General features: G+C 55.5%; 16 protein-coding genes and 1 pseudogene. 2 read left to right on the forward strand and 15 right to left on the reverse strand.

Annotation, left to right across the window (positions count from 1 at the left end; genetic code table 11):
* Positions 1-135: 135 nt before the first annotated feature.
* The 14 genes from wecG to trxA form a co-directional block, all read right to left on the reverse strand.
* A complete protein-coding gene (gene wecG, locus AC2LB6_RS04365; protein WP_490092594.1) occupies positions 136-876 on the reverse strand; it encodes a lipopolysaccharide N-acetylmannosaminouronosyltransferase in 741 nt (246 codons plus the stop codon).
* 26 nt (positions 877-902) lie between these two features.
* Positions 903-2,246, reverse strand: coding sequence for an ECA oligosaccharide polymerase (wzyE, locus tag AC2LB6_RS04370; protein WP_490092595.1), 1,344 nt, complete (start codon positions 2,244-2,246; stop codon positions 903-905).
* Positions 2,243-3,310 carry a TDP-N-acetylfucosamine:lipid II N-acetylfucosaminyltransferase gene (gene wecF, locus AC2LB6_RS04375; RefSeq protein WP_490092596.1) on the reverse strand — a complete coding sequence of 356 codons (1,068 nt, stop codon included), beginning with the start codon at positions 3,308-3,310 and terminating at the stop codon, positions 2,243-2,245. The genes wzyE and wecF overlap by 4 nt, the downstream gene beginning before the upstream one ends.
* A complete protein-coding gene (gene wzxE, locus AC2LB6_RS04380) occupies positions 3,307-4,557 on the reverse strand; it encodes a lipid III flippase WzxE (protein ID WP_490092597.1) in 1,251 nt (416 codons plus the stop codon). The genes wecF and wzxE overlap by 4 nt, the downstream gene beginning before the upstream one ends.
* Positions 4,557-5,687, reverse strand: a complete 1,131-nt coding sequence (gene rffA / locus AC2LB6_RS04385; RefSeq protein ID WP_490092598.1) for a dTDP-4-amino-4,6-dideoxygalactose transaminase — start codon at positions 5,685-5,687, stop codon at positions 4,557-4,559. The genes wzxE and rffA overlap by 1 nt, the downstream gene beginning before the upstream one ends.
* The gene (gene rffC / locus AC2LB6_RS04390; protein WP_490092599.1) at positions 5,674-6,381 is read right to left on the reverse strand and encodes a dTDP-4-amino-4,6-dideoxy-D-galactose acyltransferase; all 708 of its coding nucleotides are present in this window, start codon (positions 6,379-6,381) and stop codon (positions 5,674-5,676) included. Before rffC ends, rffA begins: the two co-directional genes overlap by 14 nt.
* Complete coding sequence (gene rfbA / locus AC2LB6_RS04395; RefSeq protein WP_490092600.1) at positions 6,359-7,240, reverse strand: glucose-1-phosphate thymidylyltransferase RfbA; 882 nt, start codon at positions 7,238-7,240, stop codon at positions 6,359-6,361. The genes rffC and rfbA overlap by 23 nt, the downstream gene beginning before the upstream one ends.
* A 19-nt stretch (positions 7,241-7,259) precedes the next feature.
* Positions 7,260-8,330 carry a dTDP-glucose 4,6-dehydratase gene (rffG, locus tag AC2LB6_RS04400; protein ID WP_490092601.1) on the reverse strand — a complete coding sequence of 357 codons (1,071 nt, stop codon included), beginning with the start codon at positions 8,328-8,330 and terminating at the stop codon, positions 7,260-7,262.
* Entirely contained in the window at positions 8,327-9,586 is a 1,260-nt protein-coding gene (gene wecC, locus AC2LB6_RS04405) for a UDP-N-acetyl-D-mannosamine dehydrogenase (protein ID WP_490092602.1), read from the reverse strand. Before wecC ends, rffG begins: the two co-directional genes overlap by 4 nt.
* Entirely contained in the window at positions 9,583-10,713 is a 1,131-nt protein-coding gene (gene wecB / locus AC2LB6_RS04410; protein WP_490092704.1) for a non-hydrolyzing UDP-N-acetylglucosamine 2-epimerase, read from the reverse strand. Before wecB ends, wecC begins: the two co-directional genes overlap by 4 nt.
* A 10-nt stretch (positions 10,714-10,723) precedes the next feature.
* The gene (wzzE, locus tag AC2LB6_RS04415) at positions 10,724-11,773 is read right to left on the reverse strand and encodes an ECA polysaccharide chain length modulation protein (RefSeq protein ID WP_090966417.1); all 1,050 of its coding nucleotides are present in this window, start codon (positions 11,771-11,773) and stop codon (positions 10,724-10,726) included.
* 30 nt (positions 11,774-11,803) lie between these two features.
* Positions 11,804-12,883, reverse strand: a complete 1,080-nt coding sequence (gene wecA, locus AC2LB6_RS04420; protein ID WP_090966419.1) for a UDP-N-acetylglucosamine--undecaprenyl-phosphate N-acetylglucosaminephosphotransferase — start codon at positions 12,881-12,883, stop codon at positions 11,804-11,806.
* A 280-nt stretch (positions 12,884-13,163) separates the two neighbouring features.
* The gene (gene rho / locus AC2LB6_RS04425; protein WP_010257369.1) at positions 13,164-14,423 is read right to left on the reverse strand and encodes a transcription termination factor Rho; all 1,260 of its coding nucleotides are present in this window, start codon (positions 14,421-14,423) and stop codon (positions 13,164-13,166) included.
* Between the two features lie 351 nt (positions 14,424-14,774).
* Entirely contained in the window at positions 14,775-15,107 is a 333-nt protein-coding gene (gene trxA / locus AC2LB6_RS04430) for a thioredoxin TrxA (protein ID WP_003851963.1), read from the reverse strand.
* A gap of 117 nt (positions 15,108-15,224) precedes the next feature.
* Between trxA and rhlB the strand changes: the two genes are divergently transcribed.
* Together rhlB and gppA are read left to right on the forward strand one after the other, a co-directional pair.
* Positions 15,225-16,517, forward strand: coding sequence for an ATP-dependent RNA helicase RhlB (rhlB, locus tag AC2LB6_RS04435; protein ID WP_090966423.1), 1,293 nt, complete (start codon positions 15,225-15,227; stop codon positions 16,515-16,517).
* A gap of 6 nt (positions 16,518-16,523) precedes the next feature.
* Positions 16,524-18,011, forward strand: a complete 1,488-nt coding sequence (gppA, locus tag AC2LB6_RS04440; protein WP_490092603.1) for a guanosine-5'-triphosphate,3'-diphosphate diphosphatase — start codon at positions 16,524-16,526, stop codon at positions 18,009-18,011.
* A gap of 192 nt (positions 18,012-18,203) precedes the next feature.
* On the opposite strand, the pseudogene AC2LB6_RS04445 reads toward gppA, so the two are convergent.
* Positions 18,204-18,667 (reverse strand): annotated as a pseudogene (locus AC2LB6_RS04445) (DUF943 family protein).
* Positions 18,668-18,689 lie beyond the last annotated feature (22 nt).

Raw genomic sequence — 18,689 nt, forward strand, 5'->3', positions numbered from 1 at the left:
ACTAGAGATAAGCGCCCATCGTGTCTAGTGCTTTTTAAATAAAAAGACGCGTTTGATTACGCTTTGTGCACTTTCTCGACAAATAGTGCATTTCCTTTCTCACAACGCCTAAAAATGCGGCATTTATCAGCAATATCAGAGATCGCCGCGCCAGTGATAGCGCAAATATTTAAGCAGTTTTAATTGCCTGCGCAGGCGGCTCGGCTGTCGAATCAGACGATAGAGCCACTCCAGCCCCAGTCGCTGCCAGATTTTAGGGGCGCGCTTCACATGGCCGGTAAAAACATCGTAGGTTCCGCCCACGCCCATGTAGAGCGCATCAGGCCAGTGCGCACGGCACGCCAGCATCAGCAGCTCCTGACGTGGCGATCCCAGCGCTACGGTCACCAGCTTCGCACCGCTAGCCGCAATCCGGGCAAACAGCGCATCCTGATCGGCTGGCGCAAAATAGCCATCCTGCGCGCCAACAATATTCACATTCCACTGACGGCGTAACTTATTACAGGTTTCATCCAGCACCCGCTGGCGACCACCGATAAGAAACACCGGCGTCCCTTCACGCCCGGCGCGCTCCATCAGCGCTTCCCATAAATCTGCCCCCGCAATGCGCTGCACCGACGCCTGCGGATATTTTTTACGAATCGAACGCACAATGCTGATGCCATCGGCATACGCATATTCCGCCTGCGCTAACAGCGTGCGCAATCCCTCATCCCGCTCAGCGGTCAGGATCTTCTCTGCATTGATCGCCACTAAAATACCGCTGCGAACGCTCTGCGGCGGCATCAGGAAATTTACCGCCGACGGCATGTTTTCGAAGCCATACAAATCAACGCCGCGAATCCGGTACTGCGGCGTCTCAGTTAACGTTGTCATATCTTCCGTCAATCCCAGAGGTTAATTCAGAGCGGGCTGTGCAACACCCGCCTGCTGCGGTCGCGAATCAAACCTGCGCGATCCAGTAACCAGAAAAGTAATTTAGCCATGCCCAGACAGGCAGCAAAAATGATGCAGAAAAACACCACGCGAGAACCGAACGCATCGAGACCTTCGCGGGCCAGCACGATCATGTTAAACACAGCGCCAAAACAGAAGCTTTGCAGTATGGCGCCGGTGTACCGGTTGGTCTCAAGGCAGCCACGCTGATAAATCGCATCGAAGGCTTTAATAATCATCCCAACTGCGACAGCACCGATTGGAATCGCCCAGACGCCGCCCATCACCACCAGCGACCCGATTAGCGTGGGGGAAATCGCCAGGCCAGAATGGTTGTTCAGCACTTCCCAGGTAAAGTAGTTCGCGCTGTTTAACACCGCCAGTGGCCGATCGGGCCAGAGCCAGGTTGGAATGAAAACGTAGAAATCACGCCACAGGGGTGCCAGCCCCTGAAACTCAATTCTGGCGTAGTTATCCAGCAGCAGGGCGAGATTCTCCCACGGCGAGAAGGTATCACGCGTCAGATAGAGGAAGGTATAGAACGCTTCATCGCCCATCACGTCGAGGTTATAGCGGCGCAGCGCCAGCCAGAACATCCCCGCAATCGCCAGTACGCCTGCCGTTGCCAGCATCCACAACGTGATCCAGCCACGGGTAATCCCGATAAACAGGAACAGGGCAAACGCAATAATGATATTGGCGCGGGTGCCGCCTACCAGCGCGTAGGTCAGCAAACCAAAGGCCACCGTCACCACCAGGAACAGCAGCCAGTTGCGGCGCGTCGGACTCAGAAAATAGGGGATCAGCATCGCCGGGATAAAGAAATAGAAGAAGCGCTTAAGCGCCACCCCCGACACTTCGCTGGAGAAAATCTGGTTATAGGCGGTCAGGCGGAACAGCAGAAAACCGTTGTGAATGAAGAACACCGTCACGGTTCCCAGCGCCACCAGAGCCAGAATCACGCAGGTAAGATGCGTTTCAACCCGATTCATCTGCAACCAGGGCTTCGCAGGAGGCGCACTGGCGGGCTTCAGCCGCACTTTATAACTGACGTAGTAGATGGCGTAAAACGCTGTCGCCGACAGCAGCGCCTCCAGCAGATTCTCCACCGGCACCACCTCAACATTAAAGCGAAACACCAGCACGGAGGTCAGCGGGAAGCCGAAGTAAAAGGTCAGTAAGAACAGCAGTGTGAAGAACAGATGGAAGTTAAAACGGACGCGCTTAAACTCCCGCCAGGTCAGGGTCAGAATAAAAACCAGTGACAGCAGATAGACCACCAGCAGGCCACCAAACTGCATAAGACTCATGACAATTCCCCTTCGCTGATCTGTAACGCTGTCCGCCAGCCTGAGAGATAACCCGGCGCAAAAAAGGCGATCGCCTGTTTATCACAGCTCATCAGCTGGCGGCGTGCCTCGGCGATCACCGCAGGCGACAGCGTATCTTCGCTGAACAATACCGGAAGTTGCTGCTCGGCCACATCACGCCAGAACGGATTTTTGCGGGTCAGGATAAACGGCACATTGGCCTGAATCAGCAGACAGAGTGTTCCCACCCCCTGCTGACGCTCAAACATAAAATAGCCAACATGGCAGCGCGCCAGCAGCGCTAAGTAATCATCAAACGCCACATTTTCACGCATCAGATTCACCTGCCCGTTCGGGAACAGCGCCTCTGCTGCGGCCTGAATCTGACTGATGTAAGTCTCATTGTCTGGTGGATAGCCCAGTGGCACCTCGATGCGCACCTGCTCGCCAAACTGCGTGTGAATCGCTTTTAAGCCTTCAATGTGCCGGTTACTCGGATCGCCCGAGTTGCCCAGCAGCAGCGTAAACGGCTCTGACGGCGCAGACTCAACGGCGGCGGCGGGCATTCGGGTCGGGAAATAGAGCAGTGAACCAGGAACCCGACGATGACGCTGATGATAATGATGCAGGTCGCCACGGGTCGCGAAAACTTGTGCAACACGACCCTGCGCTATCCGGCGCACCAGATAGAACAGGCGGAACTTCAGGCTGCGCGAATCTTCATAGAGATCGGCACCCCAGACATGCCAGAAGAGCTGAGAACGACGCAGCTTACCGCTGAGTAATGCCAGCCAGATCCACGGATTAAACTGACCGTGGCAGAAAAAACGCTGCTGACGATTTCTGGCCCGCTGCAGCACCGCCTGCGCCAGCGCTTTCTTGCTGGTAAAGCACTCGATCTGCAACGCACTGAACGCAGTCAGGCTCTCTGGCTGCTGCGTCACCACCATAAAATGGCGTGGCGTAGCCACGGGCAGCTCAACGCTGAGTACATCGTTGAAAAAGCGCAGCACCGTAAGATTGTGGTGGGGAATGTCCGATCCCAAAACGTGAATTAAAGTCATTTTTTCCGGCAGTAAACAATAAAAGCGCCACAACACAGGGCAAAGTAAGACATATAGGTAAACATATAGGCCTGCGCCGCACCCGTCGCGCCATGTAACGGGATCAACCAGCGTGAGAACAGGGTCAGCAACAGAAACTGGCTGATCTCAGTCAGAACATAAAAGCGCAGCGAGGCTTTAGCGATAACCAGATATCCGAAAACATAGGCACCGACCTTAAAAACATCGCCGCACAACTGCCAGATAAAGAGATCGCGCATCCCGCGAAAAGCCTCAGAGAACAGCAGACTGATGGCAAAATCGCGCAGCACCCAGACGCCAAAGCTGGCAACCGCCACCGCAGGCAACACAAAGCGCAGCGCCCGGCCAATCTCGCGCGCGATGTCGCGTTTATTGTCGAGCCGCGCCAGCGTCGGCAGCAGCCAGACGCTAAACGTCGCAGTGATAAATTGCAGATAGGCATCGGAAATGCTGGTGACACCCTGCCACAATCCGACCTGTGCCCAGCCTTCCTGCTCTGCCAGCAGGTTACGCATTAACACCCAGGCAACCGGCAGGGTCACGGCTGTGATCAGCGCCATCAGGGTATATTTTGCCAGATTACGCGCCAGCTCAGGGTGCCATTGCGGGCGCAGCCAGCTCAGCGGCAGCGGCGCGCGGCGTTTCAGCATCAGTAGAGCAGGCAGCAGCAGCAAGGCCGGCACCAGCGCGAGGCCAATCAGCGCCCCCTGATAGCCACCCAGCCACCAGCAGAGCAGATAACCCGCCACGCCAATCAGGCTGCCGAGAATCAGTGCCAGCGCATTTCCACGCGCGTCGCGATAGCCTTTCAGCAGCGCCAGGGTAAAGTTGGCCCAGGCGATGCCGAGCTGAAGAAAGGCGACGACGCGGATGACGCCCTGATAGCGGTCGTGGCCAAACAGCGCGGTGCTGACAGGCGCCGCCGCCAGCAGAAACAGCAGCGCCAGCACGCCGGAAAAGCCCAGCACCATAGTTGATGCCGTGCCCACCATCGCCCGCAATTGTCCAGGCTGCTGCTGATACTGCGCCACATAGGTAGTGACGCCGTTGAAAATGCCCGCACCCGCCAGCACGCCCAGCACGGTGATCAGCTGACGGAAGTTCCCCGCCTGGCCGACCCCCTCGGGTCCGAAGCTGACCGCCAGCAGTTTGACGACCAGCAGACCGGCCACAATTTTTACCAGCGTGGACGATGCGGTCCACACTGAGGCTCTGGCTAATGACATCAGGAAAAGAAGCTCAGCAGTGAGCTGATAACCGTGCTCTGATTATTATCGGACAGGTTATAGAACAGCGGCAGACGCAGCAGACGTTCACTTTCCTGCGTGGTATAGCGGTCGTCGCCGACAAACTGCGAGAAACGCTCACCAGCAGGCGAACTGTGCAGCGGAATATAGTGGAACACCGTTAGTATTTCGGCTTCTTTCATCCAGTTGATCAGCGCCTGGCGATCGTCCTGATCGCGCAGTTTGATGTAGAACATGTGTGCATTGTGTTCACAGCTGGCGGGGATCACCGGCAGGCTGATGCGACCCTGAGCCACCAGCGGCTGAAGTGCGTCGTAATAACGCTGCCAGAGGCGTAACCGCTGCTGATTGATTCGCTCAGCGGCTTCCAGCTGCGCCCAGAGATAGGCTGCCTGTAGGTCGGCCATCAGGTAGCTCGACCCCATATCGCGCCAGGTATATTTATCGACCTGTCCCCGGAAGAACTGGCTGCGGTTGGTGCCTTTTTCCCGTACGATCTCGGCGCGCTCGACCAGGCTGGCGTCGTTGATGAGTGTCGCGCCACCTTCGCCACCGGCGGTGTAGTTCTTGGTCTCGTGAAAACTGAAGCAGCCAATGTGACCGATGGTGCCCAGCGCACGACCTTTGTAGCGTGACATCACGCCCTGCGCCGCATCTTCAATCACAAACAGCTTATGTTTTGCCGCCAGCGCCATAATAGTGTCCATTTCACAGGCCACGCCTGCGTAATGCACCGGCACAATGGCGCGGGTTTTTTCAGTGATAGCGGCTTCGATCAGCGTTTCATCGATGTTCATGGTGTCCGGGCGCACATCGACAAACACGATGCGCGCGCCGCGCAGCACAAAGGCGTTGGCGGTAGAGACAAAGGTATAGCTCGGCATGATCACTTCATCACCGGGCTGCAGATCGATTAACAGCGCCGCCATCTCCAGCGAAGCGGTACAGGAGGGCGTCAGCAGCACTTTTTTGCTGCCAAAACGCTGCTCCATCCACTGCTGACAGCGACGGGTAAAACCGCCGTCGCCGCATAGCTTGCCGCTGTTCATCGCCGACTGCATATACTCAATTTCTGTGCCCACAATCGGGGGCGCATTAAATGGAATCATGACCTTTCCTGTAAAACCAGTAGGCGGTGCTGTCGAGCCGGGCACCGCTGCGTAAATAGAGGCGCATCGCCGTGAGATTACTGAGCTGGGTAGCAACCCGAAGCTGAGCCAGCTGTCGTACCCGCGCCCAGTCCGCCGCCGCCAGCAGCAGTCGCTGACCCAGTCCCTGGCCCTGCGCCTCAGGCAGCACGCCCAGCAGGCCAATGCGGGCATCGCCGTCCACCGCGCGCAGCGAAACAAAACCCTGCAGCTGGCCGGTGGCGTCACTGGCCACCAGGCACTGATCGTCAAACGTTCCACGCACCGCATTCTCAATCCACTGCGCATAGAATCGGCCGCTGGCGTCGGGTGCATACCAGGGCGCGCGGAAACGACTCTGGCTGAAGAGCTGAGATGCCGCATCGCGCAGTTGCGGAATTTGTGCTTCGCGCGCAATGCGAATCCGCGCCTGACGTTCCGTCTCTTTAACCGTCAGCGTCAGGTCAGCCTCGCCTTCTGCCAGCTGGAACTGATGCTGCTGCAGCGTATCAATCAGCGCCGTCTCACTGGCCGCGACTTTCATCTGCATCAGCGCACAGGGATGGCGCAGCGCCTGCGCCAGTGGTATATCGCCCTGCGGCTCCAGTCGCACGCTCTCAACACCGAAGAATGCACTTTCCCAGCCTAGGGGATTAATACTGACGTGGACGGGCATGTAATAAATCCAGCAGGTATTGGCCGTAGCCGGTTTTTGTCAGCGCTTCACCGGCGGCACGCAGCTGGTCATCACTGAGCCAGCTGTTACGCCAGGCAATCTCTTCCAGGCAGGCAATTTTAAAGCCCTGACGTTTTTCTACCGTCTGCACAAACATACTGGCTTCCACCAGGCTGTCGTGTGTGCCGGTATCCAGCCAGGCAAAGCCTCGTCCCAGCAGTTCGACCGTCAGCTCACCGCGTTCCAGATACATTTGGTTAATGGCGGTGATTTCCAGCTCGCCCCGCGATGAAGGCTTAACCTGCTTCGCGAAATCGATAACCTGATTGTCATAGAAATAGAGTCCGGTGACCGCCCAGCGCGATTTCGGCTGCGGTGGCTTCTCTTCAATCGAGATCGCCTTAAAGTTATCGTCAAACTCCACCACACCGAAACGCTCCGGGTCCATAACCTGATAGCCGAACACCGTTGCGCCACGATTCTGCTCGACGACTTTCCGCAGCTTGGGGCTGAAGCCCTGGCCAAAATAGAGATTGTCACCCAGCACCAGGCAGCAATTGTCATCGCCGATAAAGGATTCGCCGATGATAAAGGCCTGTGCCAGTCCATCGGGACTGGGCTGCACCGCATAGCTGAGGCGAATACCAAATTCACTACCATCACCCAGCAGGCGTTCAAACTGCGCCCGATCCTCCGGCGTGGTGATCAGCAGAATGTCGCGAATCCCCGCCAGCATCAGCACGGAAAGCGGATAGTAGATCATCGGTTTGTCGTAGACCGGCAGAAGTTGCTTTGATACTGCACGGGTTATCGGGTGTAACCGAGTGCCCGACCCTCCCGCTAAAATGATGCCTTTCATCGCTGCTCCTTACGCGGATTTATTGCGATAAGCCGAGGCGTTCGCCCTGATAGCGACCATCCAGAATGGCCTGCCACCAGGCGGGATTAGCCAGATACCATGCCACGGTTTTACGCATGCCGCTTTCAAACGTTTCCTGCGGCACCCAGCCAAGTTCATGCGCAATTTTACTGGCATCGATGGCGTAGCGCTGATCGTGACCGGGCCGGTCAGTGACATAGGTAATCAGGTCACGGTAATGCGCCAGCCCGGCAGGTTTCTGCTCTGCAGCCAGCTCTTCAAGCAGGCTGCAGATGGTTTCGACCACCTCGATATTGCGACGCTCGTTATGGCCGCCAATATTATAGGTTTCGCCTGGCTTGCCCTGACTGACCACCTGATAGAGTGCGCGGGCGTGATCTTCAACGTAGAGCCAGTCACGAATCTGCTGTCCGTTACCGTAAACCGGCAAGGCTTTACCCGCCAGCGCATTGATGATAGTCAGCGGGATCAGCTTCTCCGGGAAGTGGCACGGGCCGTAGTTGTTTGAGCAGTTGGTGACCAGCGTGGGCAGACCGTAGGTTCGCAGCCAGGCCCGCACTAAATGGTCGCTGCTGGCCTTGCTGGCAGCGTAAGGACTGCTTGGCGCATAAGGGGTGGTTTCGGTGAAATAAGCCTGGCTGTCATGCAGATCGCCAAAGACTTCATCGGTAGATATATGGTGGAACAGAAACGCTGTCTTGCGTGCGTCATCCAGGTTTTGCCAGTAAGATCGCGCGGCTTCCAGCAACTGCCAGGTCCCGACAATATTGGTTTCGATAAAGGCCGCCGGCCCGTCAATTGAGCGATCAACATGGCTTTCAGCGGCAAGATGCATCACGCAGTCTGGCTGATGACGGGCAAACACCTCATCAAGCGCTGCACGTTCACAGATATCGACCTGCTCAAAACAGAAGCGGGCCGAGTTGGCCACACTGGCGAGTGACGCCAGATTCCCGGCGTAGCTGAGTTTATCGACCACCACGACCTGATGTTCGGTTTCTGCGATCAGAAAGCGCACCAGAGCCGAGCCGATAAAACCGGCACCGCCCGTGATCAGAAAGCGCTTCATCGCCATACACCTTTGGTGTCGACAATCCAGTTCTGCTGAACGTCGGCGGCATCAATGGCGCGGAAGGCGCGGTGATCGACCAGCATCACCAGAATATCAGCCTGGGCCAGCGCCTGCGCGCAGGAGACCAGTCCGGCTTTATCCGCCAGCGAGTCCGCAAGCTGTTCAATATGGGGTTCAACCACCCAGGTTGTGCCGCTGTGCCACTCTGCAATCTTCTGTGCCACACCGACAGCCGGGCTTTCGCGCAGGTCGTCGATATTCGGTTTAAAGGCCAGGCCAAAGCAGGCGATAGTGATATCGCTGGCACGCTTGCCGGTCTGCGTCAGACAGTCCGCCAGCGCGGTTTTTACCTGGTCCAGCACCCACTGTGGCTTGGCGTCATTCACCTCGCGCGCGGTGCGGATCAGGCGGGCTAATTCCGGATTCTGCGCCACGATAAACCAGGGATCGACGGCGATACAGTGACCGCCGACGCCTGGACCTGGCTGCAGAATGTTGACGCGCGGGTGACGATTCGCCAGCGCAATCAACTCCCAGACGTTGATCCCCTGCTCGGCACAAATCAGCGACAGTTCATTGGCAAAGGCGATATTCACGTCACGGAAGCTATTTTCAGTCAGCTTGCACATCTCGGCGGTGCGGGCATTGGTCTCAACGCATTCGCCTTTTAAAAACAACCGGTAGAGTTCGCTGGCGCGGGCGGAACAGGCCGGCGTCATACCGCCAATCACCCGGTCATTGTTAATCAGCTCAACCATCACCTGACCGGGCAGCACGCGCTCCGGGCAGTAGGCGACAAAAATATCGGGCGCCTCTCCGTGCTGCGGAAAGCGCAGATCGGGACGCGCCGCTGCCAGCCAGTCAGCCATCTGTTCGGTACTGCCCACCGGTGAGGTTGACTCCAGGATGACCAGATCGCCCTTCTTCAGAACCGGCGCGATCGACTCGGCCGCTGCTTTCACAAAGCGCAGGTCGGGCTGATGCTCATCTTTAAACGGGGTAGGTACCGCGATCAGAAAGGCGTCGGCGGGTTCAGGCTGGGTGGTGGCGCGCAGGTCGCCTCGCGTAACGGCCGCATGCACGACCTGATCTAAATCGGGTTCCACGATGTGAATCGCGCCACGATTGATGGTTTCAACGGCGCGCGCATTGATATCCACGCCCACCACTTTTTTTCCCTTTGAGGCAAAAACGGCTGCCGTCGGCAGCCCAATGTATCCCAGTCCAATCACGGAGATAGTTTCAAAACTCATAATTCGGCTCTGTTATCTTTTAAGGCTTGTAAAATTCGACCACAGGCTTTGCCATCGCCATAAGGATTATGGGCGTGGCTCATCGCCTGCCAGGCATCGTCGTCGTTCAGCAATTCGCTGACACTGGCCACGATTCTGGCGATATCTGTTCCCACCAGTTTGACGGTACCGGCATCGACCGCTTCGGGGCGCTCGGTGGTATCACGCATCACCAGCACCGGTTTACCCAGCGAAGGCGCCTCCTCCTGAATGCCGCCGGAATCGGTAAGGATCAGCCAGGCGCGGTTCATCAGCCAGACAAAAGGCAGGTACTCCTGCGGTTCAATCAGGATGATATTCTCAATGCCGCTAAGTATCCGGTTGACTGGCTCGCTGACATTGGGGTTGAGGTGTACCGGATAGACGATTTGCGCCTCGGGATGCTGGCGGGCAATCTGCGCCAGCGCGCTGCAGATACGTTCAAAACCGCCGCCAAAGCTTTCACGGCGATGACCGGTGACCAGCACCAGTTTCTTATGCGGATCGAGAAACGGATAGCGCGCCGCTAACTGTGCATTCAGATTGCTGTCATCCAGCACCCTGTCGCGAACCCACAGCAGCGCATCAATAACCGTATTACCGGTCACAATGATGCGCGAGTCGGGCAGATTTTCCTGCAACAGGTTCTGCCGCGACTGCGAGGTTGGAGTGAAGTGCAGACGGGCAAGATGGCCGGTGAGCTTACGGTTACCCTCTTCCGGCCACGGCGAGGCGAGATCGCCGGTACGCAAACCGGCCTCCACATGCCCCACTGGAATTTGCTGATAGAAAGCCGCCAGGCTCGCCGCCAGTGTGGTGGTGGTGTCACCATGCACCAGCACGATGTCCGGTTTGAAGTCGAGCAGAACGGTTTTCATGCCCTCTAAAATACGGCAGGTAATCTCGGTCAGCCCCTGCTCAGGACGCATAATATTGAGATCGTAGTCCGGTTCCAGCTTGAACAGACGCAGTACCTGATCCAGCATTTCGCGATGCTGTGCGGTGACGCACAGCCGCGACTCAAAAGCGGGATCCTGCGACAACGCCTGAACCAGCGGGGCCATTTTAATCGCTTCGGGGCGAGTACCAAATACCGTCAGAACTTTCACACTGTTTCTCTCACTCATGCGTGTCTGACATCAGACGCGGACGACGTGCCAGCGCCACTCCCGCGCCTGTTAATGCCCCAACGGCACCCCACATAATCATCATGAACAGACGTCGCGGACTGTCACGTGATACCGGCTCTTCCGGCGTACGCAGATAACGGTAGGTCTGGAACTTGCTGTTCAGTTTTGGCCCGGTCTGCAGCGTGGTCAGCATTGCTCTGTTCTGATCATAGCTGATATCAAAGCTCGGACCGGTGGCGCGCAGGGTATCCAGCTGTCCCTGTAAAACAGGCTGGCCCAGCAGGAACAGATCGCTGTCCGCAAGGTTCTCACCCACTTCGCGCGTCTGCTTCTCATTAATGCCCTGCTGACTGGCGATCTTCAGCGCCTGCTCCAGCCGATGCTGCTGGCGCTCGAATACCGCGTTAGCCACATCTTCCTGACGCTTCACCTGCGCCTGCAACTGGTCGGAACGCGCCCGCCAGGCGCCTTTTAACTCATCGTTCAGATGACGCGCGGCGCGCTCACTGGCGTAGGCGATGTACTGACGCAACAGATTGTTGGCGTCGCCGGCCGTTTCCGCTTTGAGTTTGACGTTATCAGGCAGGTTATGTGCCGCGTCAGCGGGCGTGAACAGGATATTGCCGATCATATCGTCGAGCAGCGCGGCATCGTTATGCGCATTGCCGGTTTTACGACTTTTGAAGTAATCCGTCTGCTGCCAGAACTCACGACGCGTATCCCACGAGGCGAGTTGCATGGTGAACTCCTGATAGACCTGATCCATCACCGTCGGTGACGGCGCTGCCAGGGTCAGGGCGTTGTTGCGCACATCAAGATTGGTCAGGAACTGCTGCTGCGCATAGTAAGAACCCAGCATGTTCACCGTCGGACGATCGGTGATCGCCGTGGTGCTCCAGACCTGTTTCAGCAACAGTGTGACCAGCCAGGCCACCAGAGCAAACAGCAGCGCCAGCCCGACAATCCAGCGCTTGCCACGCCATAAACGGCAGCTCAGGCCGCGAATATCCAGTTCGTTGTCCACAACGTCAGAAGGCATGGCAGAGTTATCCTTTAATCAGCATCGGGTTCATTTGTTTTTTGCTTCGCGGTAATGGCTCAGACGACGCTTGATACGCCGGATGCGTCGCGCCACGCGCCACGCATGTTTCAGGCAGTAGCCGTAAACCATAAAGGCACCCAGGAATAGCAGCAGCATTACCCACTCCGGGATGAAGGCCAGATACTCACCCAGCACACCGATACCGGCGAGGATCGCCGCCGCAACGGTGATCAGCACAAAGGCCTGACGCGAGGTAAAGCCGGCACGCATAATCAGATGGTGGATGTGCTGGCGGTCAGCCGAGAACGGGCTCATGCCTTTACGCAGGCGACGATACATAATCGCCACCATATCCATCAGCGGAATGGCGATGAGCCACAGGGCGGTAACAGGCGTAATGGGATGACTCAGACCCTGCGTCGTTTCCAGCAGAATCCAGATAATGGTGAAACCGATCATGGTGCTGCCGGCATCGCCCATAAAGACTTTGAAGCGGCGGCCAAGGAAACCGAGGTTAAGCAGGATATAGGGCAGCGTGGCGGCAATCATCGCAAAACACCACATCGCAAGGCTGGTCTGGCCGTCGAAGTAGAGGATGATGCCCATAGCGGCAAAGGTGACCGAAGAGAGTCCGCCCAGCAGACCGTCGATCCCATCCACCATATTAAAGGCGTTGATCGCGGCCCAGACGGCAAACAGGGTCAGCACATAACCGAAGGGTCCGACGATAAGCTCGAACGGGCCGACGATAAAGCCCAGGCTGAGCAGATAGAGTTTTGCGCCAAACATCATCACCAGGGCGACAATGGCCTGCACGACCGCACGGAATTTGACGCTGATATCGAAGCGGTCATCCAGTGCGCCAACCAGCACCAGAACACCGGCGCAGCCCAGATAGAGCAGCGCGTGTGGCAGATAGTAGTTGGTAATGGCAAACGTGAAGCAGATACCTGCGAACACAGAGATGCCGCCCACCAACGGAATCGCGCCATGGTGGCGTTTACGTGAGTTAGGCTTATCAACTAAACCAATTTTTTTAGCTGCTTTTCGAGCAAAAAAGAGGAAAGCCAGGGAAAAGAGAAAAATTAAACCAAGCTCAGTACTCATAGTGAGTAAATTCACGTTAAACGCTCTCAGCTAACATCCCGCACAACAATACGCGAAAAAACGCGCCGGTCGCTGTGTCGGATTCCGAATTCTGCATAAAGAGACAGACGAACGGTCAAAAATTCGCCATCACTACCACAGTCATTATAAATGCTCCTGCCAGTGTTCAATCCTATAGCTCACAAATGAAAAACGCCACGTTGAGACGTGGCGTAAGGTCGATTTTCTGCGCATTTGGACTAAAAAAGCCGAATCTGTGGTTCGGCCTGGCAGTATCGGATTATGAACGCTTCATCATGTCGAAGAATTCATCATTAGTTTTGGTCATCGCCAGCTTGTTGATGAGGAATTCCATTGCGTCGATTTCGCCCATTGGGTGAATAATCTTACGCAGGATCCACATCTTCTGCAGCTCTTCCTGAGAGGTGAGCAACTCTTCTTTACGTGTACCAGAGCGGTTGTAATCAATCGCCGGGAAGACACGCTTTTCAGCAATTTTACGGGCGAGATGCAGTTCCATGTTACCGGTACCTTTAAACTCTTCGTAAATTACTTCATCCATCTTCGAACCGGTATCAACCAGCGCGGTTGCGATGATGGTCAGGCTACCGCCCTCTTCCACGTTACGTGCAGCACCAAAGAAACGCTTTGGACGATGCAGGGCGTTGGCATCCACACCACCGGTCAGGACTTTACCTGAAGCAGGAACCACGGTGTTGTAGGCACGCGCCAGACGTGTGATTGAGTCGAGCAGAATGATGACATCTTTCTTGTGTTCAACCAGACGTTTGGCCTTCTCGATCACCATTTCAGCAACCTGAACGTGGCGTGAAGCTGGCTCATCGAAGGTTGAGGCGATAACTTCGCCTTTCACCAGACGCTGCATCTCCGTCACTTCTTCCGGGCGCTCATCGATCAGCAGTACCATCAGGGTACAGTCCGGATAGTTGTGCGCCAGGCTCTGCGCGATATTCTGCAGCAGCATGGTTTTACCGGCTTTCGGTGGTGCAACAATCAGACCACGCTGGCCACGACCAATTGGCGACGCCAGATCCAGTACGCGAGCGGTTAAATCTTCCGTTGAGCCATTACCCCGCTCCATACGCAGACGCTTGTTTGCGTGCAGCGGCGTGAGGTTTTCGAACAGAATCTTATTACGCGCGTTTTCCGGCTTGTCGTAGTTAACTTCGTTAACTTTCAGCAGCGCAAAATAACGTTCACCTTCTTTTGGTGGACGGATTTTGCCAGAGATGGTGTCACCCGTGCGGAGGTTGAAGCGGCGAATCTGGCTGGGGGAAACGTAGATATCATCAGGACCGGCGAGGTAGGAGCTGTCTCCGGAACGGAGGAATCCAAAACCATCCTGAAGGATCTCCAGCACGCCATCACCGAAGATGTCTTCGCCGCTTTTCGCGTGCTGCTTCAGGATTGAAAAGATAATGTCCTGCTTGCGCATACGAGCCTGGTTTTCCAGTCCCATATTTTCGCCGAGAGTAACCAGCTCAGCAACCGGCGTATTCTTTAATTCGGTAAGATTCATAGTGATGGGTTCTTAAACTCGGGGTAATACTCGGAATGTTTGTCGTGAATGGTATGGCAACTAATCCATGCCGTTAATGGCTCTTTTCGGCTCTTCCCGACGATCATCGTATGGAATGGCGATCGGTATGCAGGGAGATGTCCGAATGTAATGCCAGAGTTGGAGCTAACCGTAAGATTGCTGAACCGTTCTATCTTTATAATGTACAGGGCGACAGGGTTCAACAAGGGAAAACTTTAGATGCTAACTACAAGGTAAGTTCGTAATGCAGTGTTGGTAACTTAGCACGCCTGAAAGTGAACGTCCAGCAGCAGGAGATAAAATCACCACTGCCAGACATTCAGCCCTGAATTACGCCAGATTGGCGTTCAGGAACTCTTTCAGCTGGCCTTTAGACAGCGCGCCCACTTTGGTCGCGGCGACTTCGCCATTTTTAAACAGCAGCAGCGTCGGGATACCACGAATGCCATACTTCGGTGCCGTGCCTGGGTTATCATCAATATTCAGCTTAGCGATGGTCAGCTTGCCATCATACTCTTCTGCAACTTCATCAAGGATTGGCGCGATCATTTTGCAAGGACCACACCATTCAGCCCAGAAATCTACCAGTGTAACGCCGTCGGCTTTCAGCACGTCGGTGTCGAAACTGTCATCAGTCAGATGAACGATTTTATCGCTGCTCATGTTTTACTCCACAAGATTATGCCTGGCGAATTGGCGTAAAAAATACCAATGTTGGTTGACTTTATTTCATCGGATACGCTTTCGTAAAGCGATAGTAAGCTGATATTCTACCACACTATGAGCAAAACACACTTAACTGAACAGAAGTTTTCCGACTTCGCCCTGCACCCAAAAGTGGTGGAAGCCCTTGATACTAAAGGCTTTCAATACTGCACGCCGATTCAGGCGTTAGCTCTGCCTTTTACGCTTTCAGGGCGTGATGTTGCAGGCCAGGCGCAAACCGGTACCGGCAAAACGATGGCGTTTCTGACGTCAACGTTCCATCATCTTCTCTCTCATCCTGCGGCGGAAGGTCGTCAGGTTAACCAGCCACGGGCATTAATTCTTGCGCCGACGCGTGAACTTGCTGTGCAGATTCATGCAGATGCAGAACCCCTTACCGCCTCAACCGGCCTGAAACTGGGTCTCGCCTATGGCGGAGACGGTTATGACAAACAGCTGAAAGTACTCGAGCAGGGCGTTGATATCCTGGTGGCAACCACTGGTCGCCTGATCGATTACGCGAAGCAGAATCACGTTAACCTCGGTGCCATTCAGGTCATGGTGCTGGACGAAGCCGATCGCATGTTCGATCTCGGCTTTATTAAAGATATCCGCTGGCTGTTCCGTCGCATGCCGCCGGCAACTCAGCGTCTGAGCATGCTGTTCTCAGCGACCCTCTCCTACCGCGTCCGTGAACTGGCGTTTGAGCACATGAACAGTGCTGAATATGTGGAAGTGGAACCGGAGCAGAAAACCGGCCATCGCATTCAGGAAGAGCTTTTCTATCCGTCTAACGAAGAGAAAATGCGCCTGCTGCAGACCCTGCTGGAAGAAGAGTGGCCCGATCGCGCCATTATCTTCGCTAACACCAAGCACCGCTGTGAAGATGTCTGGGGCCACCTGGCTGCGGACGGACACCGTGTTGGCCTGCTGACCGGCGATGTGGCTCAGAAGAAGCGCCTGCGCATTCTGGATGACTTCACCAAAGGTGATGTGGATATTCTGGTCGCGACCGATGTTGCGGCTCGCGGTCTGCACATCCCGGCTGTGACCCACGTATTTAACTACGATCTCCCAGACGACTGTGAAGATTACGTTCACCGTATTGGCCGAACCGGTCGTGCGGGCGCCAGCGGACACTCAATCAGCCTGGCCTGTGAAGAGTACGCGCTGAACCTGCCTTCGATTGAAGAGTACATTGGCCACAGCATCCCGGTCAGCAAGTACAGCAGCGAAGCGTTGTTAACCGATTTACCGCCGCCTAAGCGTCTGCAGCGTAGCCGTACCGGCAGTGGCCCGCGTCGCGGGGGAAATAACGCCAATCGTCGCGGTGCTCCACGCAATAACAACCGTAAACGTTCAGGTTAGGGCATCATGCTAAGCGCATCGTCACTTTATGCAGCGATTGATTTAGGGTCTAACAGCTTTCATATGTTGGTGGTGCGCGAGGTCTCTGGCAGTATTCAGACCGTCGCAAAAATTAAGCGCAAGGTCCGCCTTGCTGCCGGTCTGGATAAAAATAACCTGTTGTCAGCCGATGCGATGTCGCGTGGCTGGCAATGCCTCAGACTATTCTCTGAACAACTGCAGGATATTCCCCCCGATCAGATTCGCGTGGTGGCGACCGCTACGCTGCGTCTGGCTGCCAATGCGCAGACCTTCCTGGACACGGCTCAACAGATTCTCGGCTGTACTATCAACGTCATCAGCGGTGAAGAAGAGGCGCGCCTGATTTATCAGGGCGTGGCCCACACTACCGGCGGTTCGGACCAGCGTTTAGTGGTCGATATCGGCGGCGGCAGTACCGAGCTGGCCACCGGCGATGGTTCGCACGCGTCGGTGTTGTTCAGCCTGTCGATGGGCTGTGTGACGTGGCTGGAGCGCTTCTTTAGCGATCGTCACCTGGCAAAAGAGAACTTTGATCAGGCCGAACTGGCGGCGCGTGAGATGATCCAGCCCGTTGCAGCGCAATTGCGTGAGCAGAGCTGGCAGGCCTGTGTCGGGGCATCCGGCACGGTTCAGGCACTGCAGGAGATCATGGTGGCGCAGGGCATGGATGAGCGTATCACGCTGAATAAACTGCAGCAGTTGAAGCAGCGCGCCATTCAGTGCGGCAAACTGGAAGAGCTGGAAATCGAAGGACTGACGCTGGAACGGGCACTGGTGTTCCCCAGTGGCCTGTCGATCCTGATCGCTATCTTCCAGGAGCTCAGCATTGATAGCATGACGCTGGCGGGCGGCGCATTGCGGGAAGGGCTGGTCTACGGCATGCTGCATCTGCCCATCGACCGCGATATCCGGACCCGTACGCTGCACAACGTCCAGCGCCGTTTCAGCATCGATGTCGAACAGGCAGACCGCGTGCGTCAGCTGGCAGAAAGTTTCTTCCGTCAGGTTTCTACACCGTGGAAGCTGGATCAGCACTGTCGTGAGCTGTTGCTCAGCGCCTGCGCGATCCACGAAATCGGCCTGAGCGTCGACTTCCGTCATGCGCCGCAGCACGCGGCGTATCTGGTACGTCACCTCGATCTTCCCGGCTTCACACCGGCGCAGAAGAAGTTGCTGGCCTGTTTGCTGCAAAACCAGAGCGGCAGCATCGACCTGGCGTTGCTGACCCAGCAAAACGCCCTGCCGCCGCGTCTGGCGGAACGGATGTGTCGTCTGCTGCGACTGGCGATTATTTTTTCCACCCGCCGTCGCGACGACACTCTGCCTGCTGTGCGGCTACAGGCAGACGACGATGCCCTGCATCTGACCCTGCCCGCTGGCTGGCTGGAAGCACATCCGCTGCGCAGCGAGCTGCTGGAGCAGGAAAGCCATTATCAGTCTTACGTCCACTGGTTATTAACGCTGCAGGAATAGACTTTTAAGTGAGAGGCATGGAAATAACTACGATGTAATCGTTATCTATTTTCAATGCCCCTGAGGCAGGCGGTTAGGCATTGTCGCTTTTCTCTCCTTCGGGATAGCCTGCTGAGCATTTTGCTGCTTATGTATGACTGGTGCAAGCCGGGTAGGGGATGCTTTAATGCTGTCTCTACGCGTGAAGTAAATCTAATCGGTTCCGTCTTTTACCATCTTACCGTTTTTCTTCATGCGATATATTTCATTATTCGTTGTAAAAGAGAGCCTCCTATTCCTGCCATAGCTGACAGTAAAAACTTTATCTTTTTCTATACAGTTCTCTGGTGGCTCCATGTCTTCAAAACAAAGTCTGTCATACTTACCTTCTTCTTTGTAACCATCACTAAAATCCCAAAAGACAGCAGTAAAAAAACCATCAGCATCAGGCTTGGGGACTTCATACCTTTCTTTGAGCATATGCTTGTTTTCCTGCCACCAGTTTATTCTTCCTTTATCCGTAAAAGGAAATTTTTTCACTAAAATATAGCTGTGATACCATTTTCGTGTATAGCGACGATTTCCATCGTACGCAGTGACAGCCAGAGTAAGCACGTCAGTAACAGCAAAGCGAAGAAGGACAGCGCGAATAGAGTTGCCTCATGTTTAACTTTCATCACGAACTCCGGTAATTTCTAC

This window comes from Pantoea sp. RCC30.1, from assembly GCF_058148845.1.